14 protein-coding genes are annotated in these 15,704 nt (G+C 71.8%); 4 read left to right on the plus strand and 10 right to left on the minus strand.

The window, feature by feature from the left end; translation table 11 throughout:
• Positions 1-117: 117 nt before the first annotated feature.
• Positions 118-444, minus strand: coding sequence for a hypothetical protein (locus tag OG447_RS12580; RefSeq protein ID WP_266936569.1), 327 nt, complete (start codon positions 442-444; stop codon positions 118-120).
• Positions 445-881: 437 nt separating this feature from the next.
• On the opposite strand from OG447_RS12580, the gene OG447_RS12585 reads away from it, so the two are divergent.
• Both OG447_RS12585 and OG447_RS12590 read left to right on the plus strand, forming a co-directional pair.
• On the plus strand, positions 882-1,415 hold the full coding sequence (locus OG447_RS12585; RefSeq protein WP_266936570.1) for a universal stress protein: 534 nt from the start codon (positions 882-884) through the stop codon (positions 1,413-1,415).
• 98 nt (positions 1,416-1,513) lie between these two features.
• Positions 1,514-2,083 carry an acetate uptake transporter gene (locus OG447_RS12590; protein WP_266936571.1) on the plus strand — a complete coding sequence of 190 codons (570 nt, stop codon included), beginning with the start codon at positions 1,514-1,516 and terminating at the stop codon, positions 2,081-2,083.
• A 104-nt stretch (positions 2,084-2,187) separates the two neighbouring features.
• Here OG447_RS12590 and glmS read toward each other — a convergent pair whose 3' ends face one another.
• The 3 genes from glmS to OG447_RS12605 all read right to left on the minus strand — a co-directional run bounded on the left by glmS (position 2,188) and on the right by OG447_RS12605 (position 5,346).
• Positions 2,188-4,005 carry a glutamine--fructose-6-phosphate transaminase (isomerizing) gene (gene glmS / locus OG447_RS12595; RefSeq protein ID WP_266936572.1) on the minus strand — a complete coding sequence of 606 codons (1,818 nt, stop codon included), beginning with the start codon at positions 4,003-4,005 and terminating at the stop codon, positions 2,188-2,190.
• Between the two features lie 65 nt (positions 4,006-4,070).
• Positions 4,071-4,346: a hypothetical protein gene (locus OG447_RS12600; protein WP_266936573.1), complete on the minus strand. Its 276-nt coding sequence runs from the start codon at positions 4,344-4,346 to the stop codon at positions 4,071-4,073.
• 97 nt (positions 4,347-4,443) lie between these two features.
• Complete coding sequence (locus OG447_RS12605; RefSeq protein ID WP_266936574.1) at positions 4,444-5,346, minus strand: DUF4429 domain-containing protein; 903 nt, start codon at positions 5,344-5,346, stop codon at positions 4,444-4,446.
• Between the two features lie 52 nt (positions 5,347-5,398).
• Here OG447_RS12605 and OG447_RS12610 point away from each other — a divergent pair, with 52 nt between their 5' ends.
• The gene (locus OG447_RS12610) at positions 5,399-7,000 is read left to right on the plus strand and encodes a beta-N-acetylhexosaminidase (RefSeq protein ID WP_266936575.1); all 1,602 of its coding nucleotides are present in this window, start codon (positions 5,399-5,401) and stop codon (positions 6,998-7,000) included.
• 37 nt (positions 7,001-7,037) lie between these two features.
• On the opposite strand, the gene OG447_RS12615 is transcribed toward OG447_RS12610, so the two are convergent.
• The 6 genes from OG447_RS12615 to OG447_RS12640 all read right to left on the minus strand — a co-directional run bounded on the left by OG447_RS12615 (position 7,038) and on the right by OG447_RS12640 (position 15,005).
• Positions 7,038-7,949: a siderophore-interacting protein gene (locus tag OG447_RS12615; RefSeq protein WP_266936576.1), complete on the minus strand. Its 912-nt coding sequence runs from the start codon at positions 7,947-7,949 to the stop codon at positions 7,038-7,040.
• Between the two features lie 56 nt (positions 7,950-8,005).
• Positions 8,006-9,046 (minus strand): ABC transporter substrate-binding protein, encoded by a 1,041-nt coding sequence (locus tag OG447_RS12620; RefSeq protein ID WP_266936577.1) that lies wholly within the window; start codon positions 9,044-9,046, stop codon positions 8,006-8,008.
• A gap of 126 nt (positions 9,047-9,172) precedes the next feature.
• Positions 9,173-10,333: an acyl-CoA dehydrogenase family protein gene (locus tag OG447_RS12625; protein ID WP_266936578.1), complete on the minus strand. Its 1,161-nt coding sequence runs from the start codon at positions 10,331-10,333 to the stop codon at positions 9,173-9,175.
• Between the two features lie 7 nt (positions 10,334-10,340).
• Positions 10,341-11,273 (minus strand): hydroxymethylglutaryl-CoA lyase, encoded by a 933-nt coding sequence (locus tag OG447_RS12630; protein WP_266936579.1) that lies wholly within the window; start codon positions 11,271-11,273, stop codon positions 10,341-10,343.
• Positions 11,270-13,372 (minus strand): biotin carboxylase N-terminal domain-containing protein, encoded by a 2,103-nt coding sequence (locus OG447_RS12635; protein ID WP_266936580.1) that lies wholly within the window; start codon positions 13,370-13,372, stop codon positions 11,270-11,272. The genes OG447_RS12630 and OG447_RS12635 overlap by 4 nt, the downstream gene beginning before the upstream one ends.
• A gap of 16 nt (positions 13,373-13,388) precedes the next feature.
• Positions 13,389-15,005 (minus strand): carboxyl transferase domain-containing protein, encoded by a 1,617-nt coding sequence (locus tag OG447_RS12640; protein WP_266936581.1) that lies wholly within the window; start codon positions 15,003-15,005, stop codon positions 13,389-13,391.
• Positions 15,006-15,117: 112 nt separating this feature from the next.
• On the opposite strand from OG447_RS12640, the gene OG447_RS12645 reads away from it, so the two are divergent.
• Entirely contained in the window at positions 15,118-15,696 is a 579-nt protein-coding gene (locus tag OG447_RS12645; RefSeq protein WP_266936582.1) for a TetR/AcrR family transcriptional regulator, read from the plus strand.
• The last annotated feature ends 8 nt before the right edge of the window (positions 15,697-15,704 follow it).

A 15,704-nucleotide genomic window follows, 5' to 3' on the forward strand; every position in this document is an offset into this window, starting at 1 on the left:
GGCGCCCCCCGGGCTGTGTCGTCGCTGGTGGTAGGGGGGTTGGGGGGACATTCCGGCAAGGGGGGCACCTTGCCGGGAAGTTGGCTGAAAACATGCGGGTGTGGGTGTGCGAACCAGTCAGTCTTGAGAGGGCGTGTAGTCGACGACGACGCCGTGGCACCCCCGGTGGGCGACGGCCCCGCCCCGCGAGTGCCGCCCGCGCGCACCGGACGGCTGCTGCACCTCCGCCCGGACCGGCGCCGCGGCCCGCTCCGTCTTCTCCGAGTGGCGCAGCAGCACCCGGCAGGCGGCCGTGACGGCGAACAGGCCGAGGGTGGCGACCGCCGCCCCGCCGAAGGAGGTTCCGTAGACGACGAGGACCACGGGGACGAGCAGGCAGCTGAAGACGGCCCAGCGCACCACGTCACCCGCGGGGTCGTCATGGGGACGCCTGGCGGGGTGCACGGACGAGTGAAGCGGGGGCGGGGCGAAATACGGGGCATGGTGCGCGGACCGGACGGACCGGAGGCCTTGAGTCGGCTGGGCGGGCTGGACGGGGTGTACCGGATGGCCGGGCACGGCGTGCTCCCTGCGGGCTCTTCCTGGACGGTCGGACGCCTGTCCAACGTCCCGCGGCGGGGCTCGGTCACTGCGCGCACGGGTGGCTCGGCCCGCACTCGTCACTGGCTGTAGGGGGCAGCGGACATTGCCAAGGCGCGCTCGCTCCGGCATGCTCCCTGGGACGCTCTCCAAGGGCGGCAAGCCCTGTGCAGGACAGGAGTGTGGCCGTACCCTGGTGGGTATGGGCTTGGGAAGATGCTTCCCGGACAGAGCTCCGTTACCCAGCGTCGCCGAATTTCGCCCCTGTTGCTTCCTCCAAGGACCTCTTCGCCGAGATACCCATGGCCGGTCACGAATCCCCCGAACCCGCGGACCGCAAGCGCAAGCGGCTCGCCGACCCCGCGTCGGCCGCCGATCTGCGTGCGGTGGAACAGACACGTCTTCCCTGCGATCCGGCCTTCCGGCACGGAGTCGTTGTGGGATTCGACGGATCCACGTCCAGTGAGCGCGCCCTCGCGTACGCGATCGGGATGGCCCGCCGCTCCGGATCCGGTCTGATCATCGTGCACGTGGCCAACCGGCTGCCCACCACGGTGTGGGCCGGCTGCGAGCCGCCCGTCTTCGTGGACGTGCCGGACCACCGCACCGAGGTGCTGGGGCTGGAGCTGGCCTGCGCGGACTACCTGGCCGAAGTGCCGTGGATCCTGGTCGAGCGGGGCGGGGACATCTGCCACGAGCTGGAGGAGGTCGGCCGCGAGTACTCGGCCGACGCCATCGTGGTCGGCTCGACGCACGGGATCGTGGGCCGGATCTTCGGTTCGGTGGCGGGCCGGCTGGCCAAGCGCGCACAGCGACCTGTTGTTGTCATTCCGTGACCCTCTGTTAAGCCGGTTGTGCGGTTGTGCCCCCGTGTAAAGGGTAGATAAATGCTGCTGGGACGCAGCAAACAACTGCAGATCGAAGGGAGCCCGCCGTGGACAATGGTGTCTCTGCGGGAAGCACGGCCTCGACTTCTACCCTCGGGCACATCGCCCTGGGTCTCACCCTTCTCGCGTTCGGTATCGGCCACACCGGAATCATCGACGGTGTGAGCGCGGCCAACTCCGTGTCGCTCGCGACCTACGTCGGCGGCATCGCCCTGTTCGTCCTCGGAGTCCTCGAATTCCGCGGCGGCAACGGCTTCAACGGCACGGCGTTCGCGGGCCTCGGCGCCTTCTGGTTCACCTGGGCCGCGGGGGCCGACGGAAAGGTTTCGGCAGACGCCGCCGGAATGTTCCTCGTCCTGTTCGCCCTGCTCGGCCTCACCCTCACGCTGGGTGCGTCGAGCGGACTGTTCGGACAGGGCGTGTACGGCCTGTTCACCCTCTCCCTGCTGCTGCTGGCGATAGGCGCCTTCGCCGACAGCGGCTCCCTGGGCAAGGTGGCCGGCTGGGTGGCCGCGGTCTCCGGGCTGCTGGCCTGGTACGGGGCCACGGCCGCGCTGGCGCACTGGCCCATGGCGGTGGGCAGGGCCTCGGGCCGCGGGGCGGTCGCCGCGAGCTGAGCGGCGTACGGCGCGAGCAGGAGCGGCAGCGCCAGGGGTAGCGGTAGCGGTAGCCGAAACAGGAACGGCCCCCCGGGAATCCCGGGGGGCCGTTCCTGTTCCGCCTACTCGACCGTGACGGACTTGGCCAGGTTGCGCGGCTTGTCGATGTCCCGGCCCAGGGCCAGGGCCGTGTGGTACGCCAGCAGCTGAAGCGGGATGCCCATCAGGATCGGGTCCAGCTCGTCCTCGTTCTTGGGCACGAGGATGGTGTGGTCGGCCTTCTCCTGCTCGCGGTGGGCGACCGCGAGGATCCGGCCGCTGCGGGCCTTGATCTCCTCCAGCGCGGCGCGGTTCTTCTCCAGCAGCGAGTCGTCGGGGACGATCGCGACCGTCGGCATCGCGGGCTCGATGAGCGCGAGCGGACCGTGCTTGAGCTCGGAGGCGGGGTAGGCCTCGGCGTGGATGTAGGAGATCTCCTTGAGCTTGAGGGAGGCCTCCAGGGCCACCGGGTAGCCGCGGACCCGGCCGATGAACATCATCGACTTGGCCTCGGCGTACTCGGCCGCCAGCCTCTTGATGTCCTCCTCGCCCTTGAGGATCTCCTCGATCTGCGAGGGCAGCTTGCGCAGGCCCTCGATGATCCGCTTGCCGTCGGTGACCGAGAGGTCCCGGATCCGGCCGAGGTGCACGGCCAGCAGCGCGAAGGCCACCACCGTGTTGGTGAAGCACTTGGTGGAGACCACGCAGACCTCCGGGCCGGCGTGCACGTACACGCCGCCGTCGGCCTCGCGGGCGATGGCGGAGCCGACCACGTTGACCACGCCGAGGACGCGGGCGCCCTTGCGCTTGAGCTCCTGCACGGCCGCGAGCACGTCGTAGGTCTCACCGGACTGGGAGACGGCGATGTAGAGGGTGTCGGGGTCCACGACCGGGTTGCGGTAGCGGAACTCGGAGGCCGGCTCGGCGTCCGCGGGGATGCGGGCCAGGCTCTCGATCAGGCCCGCGCCGATGAGGCCGGCGTGGTACGAGGTGCCGCAGCCCAGGATCTTGACCCGGCGGATGCCGCGCGCCTCGCGCGGGTCCAGGTTCAGGCCGCCCAGGTGCACCGTGTTGAAGCGGTCGTCGATCCGGCCGCGCAGCACGCGGTCGACCGCGTCGGGCTGCTCGGAGATCTCCTTGTGCATGTACGTGTCGTGGCCGCCCATGTCGTAGGAGGCGGCCTCCCACTCCACGGTCTCCGGGGTGGCGGTGGTCGACGTACCGCTGGTGGTGTAGGTGCGGAAGTCGTCGGCCTTGAGGGTGGCCATCTCGCCGTCGTTGAGGGTGACGACCTGGCGGGTGTGGGCGATCAGCGCGGCAACGTCGGAGGCGACGAGCATCTCCTTCTCGCCGATGCCGAGGATGACCGGGGAGCCGTTGCGGGCGACGACGATGCGGTCGGCGAAGTCGGCGTGCATGACGGCGATGCCGTAGGTGCCCTCGATCGCCTTGACGGCCTCGCGGACCTTCTCCTCGAGGGAGTCGGCCTGGGAGCGGGCGATCAGGTGGACGATGACCTCGGTGTCGGTCTCCGAGACGAAGACGACGCCCTCGGCCTCCAGCTTGGCGCGCAGCTCGGAGGCGTTGTCGACGATGCCGTTGTGGACGACGGCGACCTTGTTCTCGGGGTCGAGGTGCGGGTGCGAGTTGATGTCGCTCGGGGCGCCGTGCGTGGCCCAGCGGGTGTGGGCGATGCCGGTGGTGCCGGCGAAGCGCTTGGGGACGCGGCTCTCCAGCTCGCGGACCCGGCCCTTGGCCTTGACGACCTTCAGGGCGCCGGCCTTCGGGCTGTTGACGACGATGCCCGCGGAGTCGTAGCCGCGGTATTCGAGGCGCTGCAGGCCTTCCAGCAGCAGCGGTGCCACGTCACGCTTGCCGATGTAACCGACGATTCCACACATACGGTTCTGCCCCTCCTGAAGTTCGGTTCGTGTACCCGCCTCGCGGCCGCCGGGCGGCCACGGGCTCAGCCGTAGACGATGCGGCGCAGCTGCCGGAGCGAGAGCTCCGGGGGCGCCACGGCGCGGTGCGGCAGTTCGGCCGCGATCCGCTCGAAGATCTCCGCGTTCACCGCTCCGCCGGACTGCAGTTCGCGGTGGCGGCGGCGGACGAAGTCCTCGGTCGTCTCGTCGAAGTACGCCAGCACGTCGAGCACCACCCGGGCGGCTTCCCCGCGCTGCAGCGCGGTGCTGCGCACCAGGTGGTCGACGAGGTCGTCATGGGACGGGCGGCGATCGAGCACTCGTAGATACTGGCCGCTCCCACCGTCGAATGCAAAGATCCTGCCCGATTCCGGGCAGGATCTCTCTGGTCTGGACCAGCGGAATGGATGGATCCGGTCAGAAACGCCGCAAAACGGCCTGTTTAGCCGCTGTGAACTCATCGGCCGTGAGGATGCCCGACTGGTGCAGCTCACCGAGCTCGCGCAGCCGCCGCAGCAGCGAGTCGTGGTCGACGGGCTCCTCCGCGGACCGGGCCGCCCCGGCCGCCGCCATGGCCAGGGCCGCGACCGGCTCGGGCGCCGCCTCGGCCGGTGCGGTCGCCGGATGGGGCAGCCGTACCGCCACCGCCGCCGCGACCAGCGCCATCAGCGGGTCCTTCTTGAAGCCGAACAGCTCCACCGCGTGCGGGTCGTACTTGGGGGCGGGGGCCGAGGCCGTCGCACCGGCCAGGGTGAAGCGGAGCCAGCCGTTCTCCAGCCCCGCCGCCGGGAACCACTCCACAGTCTTCACGTCCGTGACCCGGAACGAGCGCGCCCCGCCGGAGCTCTTGGCGTCCTCGGTCTTCCAGTTCCACTCCAGCAGCAGCCGGTCCCCGTCGAAGGCCACCGTCCCGTCCCCCGCGCTCACCGCGATCGGGACGGAAGGACCCGGCAGCAGGTACGTGTCCACCGGGCCGCTCTCCACCTGCTCCAGCAGCAGCGCGTTGCGCACCTCGTCCACGAAGTACTCCGCCACCCCCGTCCGGTCTGCCTCCACCGTGAGCCGGTACGGGTCGGAGGACTCCGCCAGGCGTCCGCCGGTCACCTGGAGCAGCGGGTCCGCGCCGTCCCGCAGCCGCAGCCTCAGCCGGCCCGCCTTGCGGCCCGGTTCGTAGCTGATGCCCGCCACCGCCCGCAGCGGGACCGCCACTTCACCGAGGTTCTGGCGCAGCAGGCCCACCCCCTTGTCGCGGCCCGGCACGATGCGCACCGTGTCCCCGTCGAAGGTCCACGTGCCGTCCTTCTGGATGATTTCCGCCATCCGACGATTCTCGCACCGCCCTGAACGGCTCATGTGGCCTATACCTGGGCGCATGAGAGTCCTGCGACGCGCGCTCGGCACCCTCCTCGGCCCCCTCGTTCTCGGTCTGGCCCCGCTCCTGGCCACCGCCTGTACCGCCGCCCACGGCGACGACGCCAGACCGGGCGACCGGCGCCCGGCCGACCTCGCCCCCTACGAACGGCTCCTGCCGGCGCCGGCCTCCGCACGGCCCGGGGGCCCCGGCTACGCCTTCGGGGCCGGCACGGTCATCCGTACGGGCCCCGGATCGCGGGAGGAGGTCCGCCAGGTCGGCGAGCTCCTCGCCGAGCAGCTGCGCGGGCCGAGCGGGCTGCGGCTGCCGGTGGTCGACGGGGCGGAGGGGGACGGGATCCGGCTCCGGCTCGACGAGGAGGCGGAGGGGGTGGGGGACGAGGGGTACCGGCTGGAGTCCGGCCCGGCCGGGATCACCCTCACCGCACGCACCCCGGCGGGGCTCTTCCACGCGGGGCAGACGCTGCGGCAGCTGGTCCCGGTGGCGGGGCCCGGGACGGTGCCCGGCGGCACGGTCACCGACAGGCCGCGGTTCGCCTACCGGGGGGCGATGCTCGACATCGCCCGGCACCACTTCACGGTCGGACAGGTGAAGAGGTACGTGGACCAGCTGGCCCAGTACAAGATCAACACCTTGCACCTGCACCTGACGGACGACCAGGGCTGGCGCCTCGCGGTCGACTCCTGGCCGCGGCTGGCCGAGTACGGCGGCGGCAGCGAGGTCGGCGGCGGCCCGGGCGGGTACTGGACCAAGGACGAGTACCGCGAACTGGTGGCCTACGCGGGCGAGCGGTACGTGGACGTGGTCCCCGAGATCGACATGCCGGGCCACGTGAACGCGGCGCTGGCCTCGTACGCGGAGCTGAACTGCGACGGCAAGGCCCCCGCCCGCTACACCGGGACCAAGGTGGGCTTCAGCTCGCTGTGCGTCGGCAAGGAGCGCACCTACGAGTTCATCGACGAGGTGCTCGGTGAGCTCGCGGAGCTGACGCCGGGCCGCTACCTCCACATCGGCGGGGACGAGGCCCACTCGACCCCGGCGGCGGACTACGCGGCCTTCATGGACCGGGCGCAGGCGGTGGTGGGCCGGCACGGCAAGAAGGTGATGGCCTGGCACCAGCTGGCGGCGGCCCGCCCGGCCGAGGACGCCGTGCTCCAGTACTGGGGCCACGACAAGACCCCGGCGGCGGAGAAGGCCGCGGTGGTGGCGGCGGCGAAGTCCGGCCACCCGGTGGTCCTGTCGCCCGCGGACCGGCTGTACCTGGACATGAAGTACGACGCGCAGACCCAGCCGGGCCTGGCGTGGGCGGGTTACGTCCCGGTGCAGCGGTCCTACTCCTGGGACCCGGGCTCCTATCTGGCCGGGGTTCCGGAGTCGGCGGTGCTGGGCGTCGAGGCCCCGCTGTGGACGGAGACCGTCGCGACCCGCGGGGACCTGGAGTTCATGGCCTTCCCGAGGGTCCTCGGCCTGGCCGAACTGGGCTGGTCCCCGGCCGGGTCGCTGGGCTGGGAGGCGTACCGCGAGCGCCTGGCAGCCCAGGCGCCCCGCCTGGACGCCCAGGACATCACCTACTACCGGGCTCCGGACGTGCCGTGGTCGTAGGTCGTGTCCCGCTGATCGGGCCCTGTCCCGCACGCCGTCACAGCTCGGAGGTCGGCTCCTCGCTGGGCGCCTGCCCCGAGTAGGCCTCGGCGAGGAGCTGTTCCTCGCTCGACCCGAGCCGCCAGTAGCCGGTGAAGCGCACGGCCCGCCGGTCGACGCCGCATACCTGTACGAGGTGGCGGCGCACCGCCCGCACGGTCCCGGCCTCGCCCGCGAGCCAGATGTACGGGGTCTCGGAGGCGGGGCCGCCGGTGTCCGCGTCGGCCGTGCGCAGCGCGTCCAGCACCCGCTCGGTCCGCTCCGGGCCCGTGTCCTCGCGCACGATCCACGTGATGTCGGCGTCGGCGGGGGCGGCCAGGGCGAGCCGGTCGTCCGGGTGCGGCACCTCGAACCAGGCCCGGACCCGGGCGCCGGCGGCCAGCCGGCCGAGGATCGCGGCCGCGGCGGGCAGGGCGGTCTCGTCCGCGTACATCCAGATCTCGTCGGCGTCGGCCGGCGGCTGGAACCGTACGGACTTGTTCCGCGCGACGGCCGGTCCGATCGCCATGATCCGGCGGCCGGTGAGCGCCCGCCCGGCCCAGCGGGAGGCGGGGTCGGCGGACCCGTGCAGGACGAAGTCGATGTCGACCTCGTCCACCCCCTCGGGCGTACGGCGCTGCTCGCGCACGGTGTAGGAGCGCATCACCGGACGCTCTTCCTCCGGCATCCCGCGCCAGGCGGCGAACCAGGTGTCCTCGCCGGTGGAGGGGAGCACGGTGTGTTCCTGGTGTGCGGGCGGCAGGAAGAGCGAGAGGCTCTGGTCGTAGCCGCCCGAGCGGAAGTCCGCGAGGGACTCGCCGCCGAACGTGACCCGCAGGAACGAGTGGCCGAGGCGGCGGGTGCGGAGCACTTCGAGCGCGAAGAACCGGAAGTGCGGCGCGGCCGGGACGTCTGACGCGGTGGCGGTCATGCGGAGGGTCCCCCCTGGGATGCGGTCGGTCGGTCCGGCGCGGTCGGGCGCGGCGGTCAGCTGACCTTCTTGGCGTTCTGGAGGGACTTCGCGAGGTCCTCGAGGATCTGGGCGCACCTCTCGTACGAGTAGATCGGCTCGGTCACGCGCGGGGCGACCTGGCCGGCCTTCACCGCGGGGAGCTCGGTCCAGGTGGGCTTGGCCTTCAGCTCCTCCTGCTGGAGGGTGCCGGTGCGGTTGTCGAGCAGGACCAGGTCGGCCTGGTACTTGCCCGCGTTCTCCCAGCTGAGGCTCTCGTAGAAGTTGCCCGCGTCCAGCTTGTCCTCGTCCGGGGTGACGAACTCGACGCCCAGGGTCTGGAAGTACTTCAGGTCGGCCGAGGTCTTCGGGGTGGAGACGTAGAAGAGGTCGGCGGAGCCGGAGCCGACGAGCACCTTGATGCCCGGGTTGGCCTTGACGGCCTCGCGGACCTTGGCGGCGGCGGCCTCGAAGCGGGCCTTGGCGTCGGCGGTCTTCTGGGTGTTCAGGTCGGCGCCCAGGGCCTTGGCGAGGTCGGCGGTGCGCTCCAGCGCCCGGTCGAGGGAGACGTTGCCGCCCACGCCGATCGCGGCGGCCGGGGCCAGCTTGAGGATCTTGTCCTTGGAGGTCGCCGGGACGTACCAGAGGCTCCCGTCCCAGGTGTTGGTGACCAGCAGGTCGGGCTGGAGGGCCGCGTACTTCTCGACGTTGAACTCGTCGTAGACGTTGCCGAGGATCTCGACCTTGGAGACGTCCAGCGAGCCGGCGTTCGGGTCGGCCTTGCCGTCGGCGGTCTTCGTCGGGCCGAACACGCCCTTGACCTGCACGCCGTAGTCGTGGAGCGCGGCGGCCGTACCGGTGTAGGCGACGACGTTCTTCGGCTTGGACTTGAGGCTGATCCCGGTGCCGAGGTCGTCCGTGTACGACCAGGCCTCGGACGCGGCGCCCGTGTCCGTGCCGCCGTCGCCCTTCGCCGCCTCGGTGGTGCCGCAGGCGGTGAGCGCCGCGACGAGACCGAGGGCGCCGCCGGCCGCTATGAGGCCGCGGCGGGAGAGGGGGGACGTGGGGGACTTGGGCATGAGGGTGTCCGTTTTCGTGCGTTCCGGAGCCACTGGGGCAGTCGGAAGGAAGGTTAGCCTAACCTTGGCTGAAAACGGTAAGGGGCCCTGTTCCCAGGGCCCCCTCCTCGGTCCGGACGCGTGTGCCTAGCCGGTGAACCCCAACTCGCGGGCGATGAGCATGCGCTGGACCTCGCTGGTGCCCTCGCCGATCTCCAGGATCTTGGAGTCCCGCCACATGCGGGCCACCGGGTACTCGTTCATGAAGCCGTAGCCGCCGTGGATCTGCGTGGCCTCGCGGGCGTTGTCCACGGCCACCGTGGAGGAGTACAGCTTCGCGATCGCCGCCTCCTTCTTGAACGGGTCGCCCGCCACCAGCCGCGAAGCCGCGTCGCGCCAGCCGATGCGGGCCATGTGGGCGCGCATCTCCATGTCCGCCAGCTTGAACTGGATGGCCTGGTTGTCGCCGATCGCCTTGCCGAAGGCGTGCCGCTCCTTCGCGTACTTCACCGACTCGTCCACGCAGCCCTGCGCGAGGCCGGTGGCCAGCGCCGAGATCGCGATCCGGCCCTCGTCCAGGATGCGCAGGAACTGCGCGTAGCCGCGGCCCTCCTCGCCGACCAGGTTGGCCAGGGGGACCCGGACGCCGTCGAAGGACAGCTCACGGGTGTCCGAGGCGTTCCAGCCGACCTTGGAGTACGGCGCGGCCACCGTGAAGCCCGGGGTGCCGGACGGGACGATGATCGAGGAGATCTCCGGGCGGCCGTCCGCCTTGCGGCCCGTCACGGCGGTGACCGTGACCAGACCGGTGATGTCCGTACCGGAGTTGGTGATGAAGCACTTCGAGCCGTTGATGACCCACTCGTCGCCCTCGCGGACGGCCGTGGTGCGGGTGCCGCCCGCGTCGCTGCCCGCGCCGGGTTCGGTCAGGCCGAAGGCGCCGAGGATCTCGCCGGAGCACATCTTGGGCAGCCACTGCCGCTTCTGCTCCTCGGAGCCGAACAGGTAGATCGGCATGGCGCCCAGGGAGACCCCGGCCTCCAGGGTGATGGCGACCGAGGAGTCGACGCGGGCCAGCTCCTCCAGGGCGATGCCGAGGGCGAGGTAGTCGCCGCCCATGCCGCCGTACTCCTCCGGGAAGGGCAGGCCGAACAGGCCCATGCGGCCCATCTCGGCGACGATCTCGTAGGGGAACTCGTGGCGCTCGTACAGGTCGCCGATCTTCGGCGCGATCACGTCGTGCGCGAACGCCTCGACGGTACGGCGGAGTTCCTCGTGCTCGGGGGTGAGCCGGTGGTCGAGGGACATGAGTCTCTTACTCCTTGTGGGAGAGGGCGCGGACGGTGCGGGAGGGGCTGGGACGTCCCAGCTGTTCGGCCATCCACACGCTCGTGGCGGTGAGGGCGGCCAGGTCGACCCCGGTCTCGATGCCGAGGCCGTCGAGCATCCACACCAGGTCCTCGGTGGCGAGGTTGCCGGTGGCGCTCTTGGCGTACGGGCAACCGCCGAGGCCGCCGGCGGAGGCGTCGACCGTGCTCACGCCGTGCTGGAGCGCGGCGAGGGTGTTGGCCAGGGCCTGGCCGTAGGTGTCGTGGAAGTGGACGCCGATCCGGTCGGTGCCCACGCCCTCCTCGTTCAGCTCGGAGAGCAGGGCCTGGACATGACCCGGGGTGGCGACGCCGATGGTGTCGCCGAGGCTCAGCTCGTCACAGCCGAGGTCGAGCAGGGCCTTCGCGACGCGGACCACCTGGTGGACCGGGACCGGCCCCTCCCAGGGGTCGCCGAAGCACATCGACAGGTAGCCGCGAACGTGCGCCTTGCCCTGCTTGGCGCGGGCCACGACGGGCTCGAACATGGCCAGGGACTCGGCCACCGTGCGGTTGAGGTTGCGGGAGGCGAAGGTCTCGGTGGCCGAGCCGAAGACGGCGATCCGGGTGGCCCCGAGGGCCAGCGCCCGGTCGAGCCCGCGCTCGTTGGGCACCAGGACGGGCAGCTCCGCCTCCACGTCGCGGAGCAGCGGGAAGAGCTGCTCCGCGTCCGCGAGCTGGGGCACCCACTTGGGGTGGACGAAGCTGGTCGCCTCGATCGTGCCCAGGCCGGCGGCGGCGAGGCGGTGGATGAACTCCGCCTTGACGGCCGTCGGGACGGTGGCCTTCTCGTTCTGCAGCCCGTCGCGGGCACCGACCTCGTGGATCCGCACCCGGGCCGGGAGGCCGGGGGCCGGGACGGTCATGGGCAGGCCGCTCATGCGCCCTCCTCCTCGTCCGGGGTGACCACGGCCAGGATCTGGTCCATGGTGACGGTGCTGCCGGGGAAGACGTCGAGTTCGGTGACGGTGCCGGCGTGCGGGGCGGAGATGACGTGCTCCATCTTCATGGCCTCGACGACGAGGAGGCTCTGGCCGGCCGCCACCTTGTCGCCGACGGCCACCTTGACGACGGTGACCGTGCCGGGCATGGGGGCGGCGAGGGTGTCGGCGCCTGCGCTCGCCGCGCCCTGAGCGGCTACGGGGTCGTGGCGCTGGACGTGCCAGCTGTCGCCGTCGCGGCCGAGCCAGGTCCCCTCCGGGGAGGTGGCGTGGCTGAAGGTGTGCGTCACGCCGTCGAGTTCCACGGTGACGCGGTCGGTGGTGCGGGTCACGATGCGGCCGCGGGCCGGTGCGCCTGGGCTCTGCCCCGGACCCCGCGCCTCAATCGCCGGCGAGGCTGAAGGTGCCTCGGTGGGGTCGGAGATCAGCCACTCGGACTCCGCGCCCAGGGGGCGGGTGCGGACCTCTACGGGGTCCTGGCCCGGGAGGCGGAAATGATGCACGGTCCAGGCGGGGATACCGCCCAGGCGCCAGCCGCTGGCGGCGTCGAACGGGTCGACCCATCCGTCTGGCCTCGCCGGCACTCCCAGCCCCGCCGGCGTTTGAGGCGCGGGTCCGGGCAGAGCCCGGGGTCCCTGCGCCAGCAGGGCTGCAGTGGCGTACACCTCGGCCGGGACCCCCTCCGGGAGGAGGGACGGGAGGTCGCGCTCGACCAGGCCCGTGTCCAGGTCGCCGGAGACCACGTCAGGGTGGGCCAGCAGCCGCCGCAGGAAGCCCGCGTTGGTCTGGACACCCAGGATCACGGTGTCGGCCAGCGCACCCCGCAGCACCCGCAGGGCACTGGCCCGGTCGGGGCCGTACGCGATGACCTTCGACAGCATCGGGTCGTACGTCGACCCCACCGGCACGCCCGCCGTCAGCCCGGAGTCGGTACGGACCGCACCACCCGACGGCTCCGACAGCGCCAGCACCGTGCCGCCGGACGGCAGGAACCCCCGCGCCGGGTCCTCCGCGCAGACACGGGCCTCGATCGCGTGGCCGGTCAGGCGGACCTCGGACTGGGTGAAGGGCAGCGCCCCGCCGGAGGCGACCCGCAGCTGCTGTTCCACCAGGTCCAGGCCGGTGATCAGCTCGGTCACCGGGTGCTCGACCTGGAGGCGGGTGTTCATCTCCATGAAGAAGTAGGAGGAGGGGTCGTCGCCGGGGACGATGAACTCCACCGTGCCCGCGCCGACGTACCCGCACGAGCGGGCCGCCTCGACCGCCGCCGCACCCATCGCCGCCCGGGTCTTCTCGTCGAGCAGGACCGACGGAGCCTCTTCGACGACCTTCTGGTGGCGGCGCTGGAGCGAGCACTCGCGCTCGCCCAGGTGGACCACGTTCCCGTGGGCGTCGGCGAGCACCTGGATCTCGATGTGCCGGGGCCGGTCGACCCACCGCTCCACGAGGAGGGTGTCGTCGCCGAAGGAGGAGCGCGCCTCGCGGCGGGCCGCCGCGATCTCCTCGGCCAGTACGGAGGCCTCGCGCACCAGCCGCATGCCCTTGCCGCCGCCGCCCGCCGAGGGCTTGAGCAGCACCGGCATGCCGATCTCCTCGGCCGCCGCCACGAGTTCGGCGTCCGACAGGCCGCTGCCGGAGGAGCCGGGGACCACGGGCACGCCCGCCGCCTTCACCGTCTCCTTGGCCCGGATCTTGTCGCCCATCAGGGAGATGGCGGAGGCGGGCGGCCCGATGAAGGCCAGTCCGGCGTCGGCGCAGGCCTGGGCGAAGGCCGCGTTCTCCGCGAGGAAGCCGTAGCCGGGGTGGACCGCCTCGGCGCCCGTGCGCCGGGCGGCGTCCAGGAGCCGCTCCACCGACAGGTAGCTCTCGGCGGCCGCCGCCGGGCCGATGCGGACGGCCGTGTCGGCCTCCCGTACGTGGCGCGCGTCGGCGTCGGCGTCGCTGAAGACGGCCACGGAACGGACGCCGAGCTCCCGCAGGGTGCGGATGACCCGGACCGCGATCTCGCCCCGGTTCGCGACCAGAACAGTGCTGAACATCGAAGAGGTCCTCACGTCACATACGGAAGATGCCGAAAGCCGAATCGCCCAGCGGGGCGTTCGCGCACGCGGTCAGGGCCAGTCCCAGCACCTGCCGGGTCTCCATCGGGTCGATGACCCCGTCGTCCCACAGCCGCGCGGTGGCGTAGTAGGCGTTTCCCTGCTCCTCGTACTGCGCCCGGACCGGAGCCTTGAAGGCCTCCTCGTCCTCGGCCGGCCATTCCTGGCCCGCGCCCTCGATCTGGTCGCGCTTGACCGTGGCCAACACCGAGGCGGCCTGCTCCCCGCCCATGACGGAGATCTTGGCGTTGGGCCACATCCACAGGAAGCGCGGCGAGTACGCCCGCCCGCACATCGAGTAGTTGCCCGCGCCGTACGAGCCGCCGACCACCACCGTCAGCTTCGGCACCCGGGCGCAGGCCACCGCCGTCACCATCTTGGCGCCGTGCTTGGCGATGCCGCCCGCCTCGTAGTCCCGGCCGACCATGAAGCCGGAGATGTTCTGGAGGAAGAGCAGCGGGATGCCGCGCTGGTCGCACAGCTCGATGAAGTGGGCGCCCTTCTGGGCGGATTCGGAGAACAGGATGCCGTTGTTGGCGATGATGCCGACCGGGTGGCCGTGGATCCGGGCGAAGCCGGTGACCAGGGTCTGGCCGAACTCCGACTTGAACTCCTGGAAGCGGGAGCCGTCCACGATCCGCGCGATGATCTCGCGGGCGTCGTAGGGCGTGCGGGAGTCGACGGGGACCGCGCCGTACAGGCCGTACGGGTCCACCTTGGGCTCCTCGGGAGCCTCCACCGACCAGGGCAGGGCCCCGCGCTGCGGCAGGGTCGCCACGATGTTCCGTACGATCCGCAGCGCGTGCGCGTCGTCCTCCGCGAGGTGGTCGGTCACGCCCGAGGTCCGGGAGTGGACCTCGCCGCCGCCGAGCTCCTCGGCCGTGACCACCTCGCCGGTGGCGGCCTTCACCAGCGGCGGGCCGCCCAGGAAGATCGTGCCCTGGCCGCGCACGATGACGGCCTCGTCGCTCATGGCGGGCACGTACGCGCCGCCCGCCGTGCAGGAGCCGAGGACGGCGGCGATCTGCGGGATCCCGGCCCCCGACATGCGGGCCTGGTTGTAGAAGATGCGGCCGAAGTGCTCCCGGTCCGGGAAGACCTCGTCCTGCATGGGAAGGAAGGCGCCGCCGGAGTCGACCAGGTAGAGGCAGGGGAGACGATTCTCCAGCGCCACCTCCTGGGCGCGCAGGTGCTTCTTGACGGTCATCGGGTAGTACGTGCCGCCCTTGACGGTGGCGTCGTTCGCGACGATCACGCACTCGCGGCCGCTGACCCGGCCGATGCCCGCGATCACCCCGGCCGCGGGCGCGGCGCCCCCGTACATGCCCTCGGCGGCCAGCGGAGCCAGCTCCAGGAAGGGGGAGCCGGGGTCCAGGAGGGTGTCCACGCGGTCGCGGGGGAGGAGCTTCCCGCGGGCGGTGTGGCGGGCGCGGGCCTTCTCTCCGCCGCCGAGCCGGGCCGCGTCGAGCCGGGCGCGCAGGCCCTCGGTGAGCTCGCGGTGGGCGGCCTCATTGGTCCGCCAGGCCTCGGACGCCGGGTCCGCGGCGCTCGTCAGCACTGGTGCCTGCTGCATCGGTCGAGCTCCCTTGCTCGTTCCACCTGCTCGGTGCACGCTGTTAATGGTCGTTAACGTGTGTGGGACTTAGGTTAACGACCGCTAACGGCCCTGTCTAGAATGGTTTCCCATGAGCACCAGAGCGGCCGCCCCGACCCGTCGCGAGCAGATCCTCAGTGAGGCCGCTCGTCTCTTCGCCGCGCGTGGGTTCCACGGGGTCGGCGTGGACGAGATAGGGGCCGCCGTGGGCATCAGCGGTCCCGGCCTGTACCGGCACTTCGCGGGCAAGGACGCCATGCTCGCCGAGCTCCTGGTCGGCATCAGCGAGCGGCTGCTGACCGGCGGCCGGCACCGGGTGGCGGAGGCCGCGGGCGACCCGGTCCAGGTCCTGGCTTCTCTCATCGACGGGCACATCGACTTCGCGCTGGACGACCGGGCGCTGATCACCCTGCACGACCGGGAGCTCGACCGGCTGCGGGAGGCGGACCGCAAGCTCGTCCGGCAGCTCCAGCGCCAGTACGTGGAGCTGTGGGTGGACGTCGTGGGGCGACTGCACCCCGAGGTCGGCGAGGCGGAGGTACGGGTGTCCGTGCACGCGGTCTTCGGGCTGCTGAACTCCACCCCGCACCTGGCGGCCCTGGGCCGGGAGGCCACGGAATCCCTGCTGCGACGGCTCGCGAACGGGGCCTTCGGGGCGCTGTCGGGGTGAGGCGGCTC

Source organism: Streptomyces sp. NBC_01408 (assembly GCF_026340255.1).
In the GTDB taxonomy this organism is placed as follows: domain Bacteria; phylum Actinomycetota; class Actinomycetes; order Streptomycetales; family Streptomycetaceae; genus Streptomyces.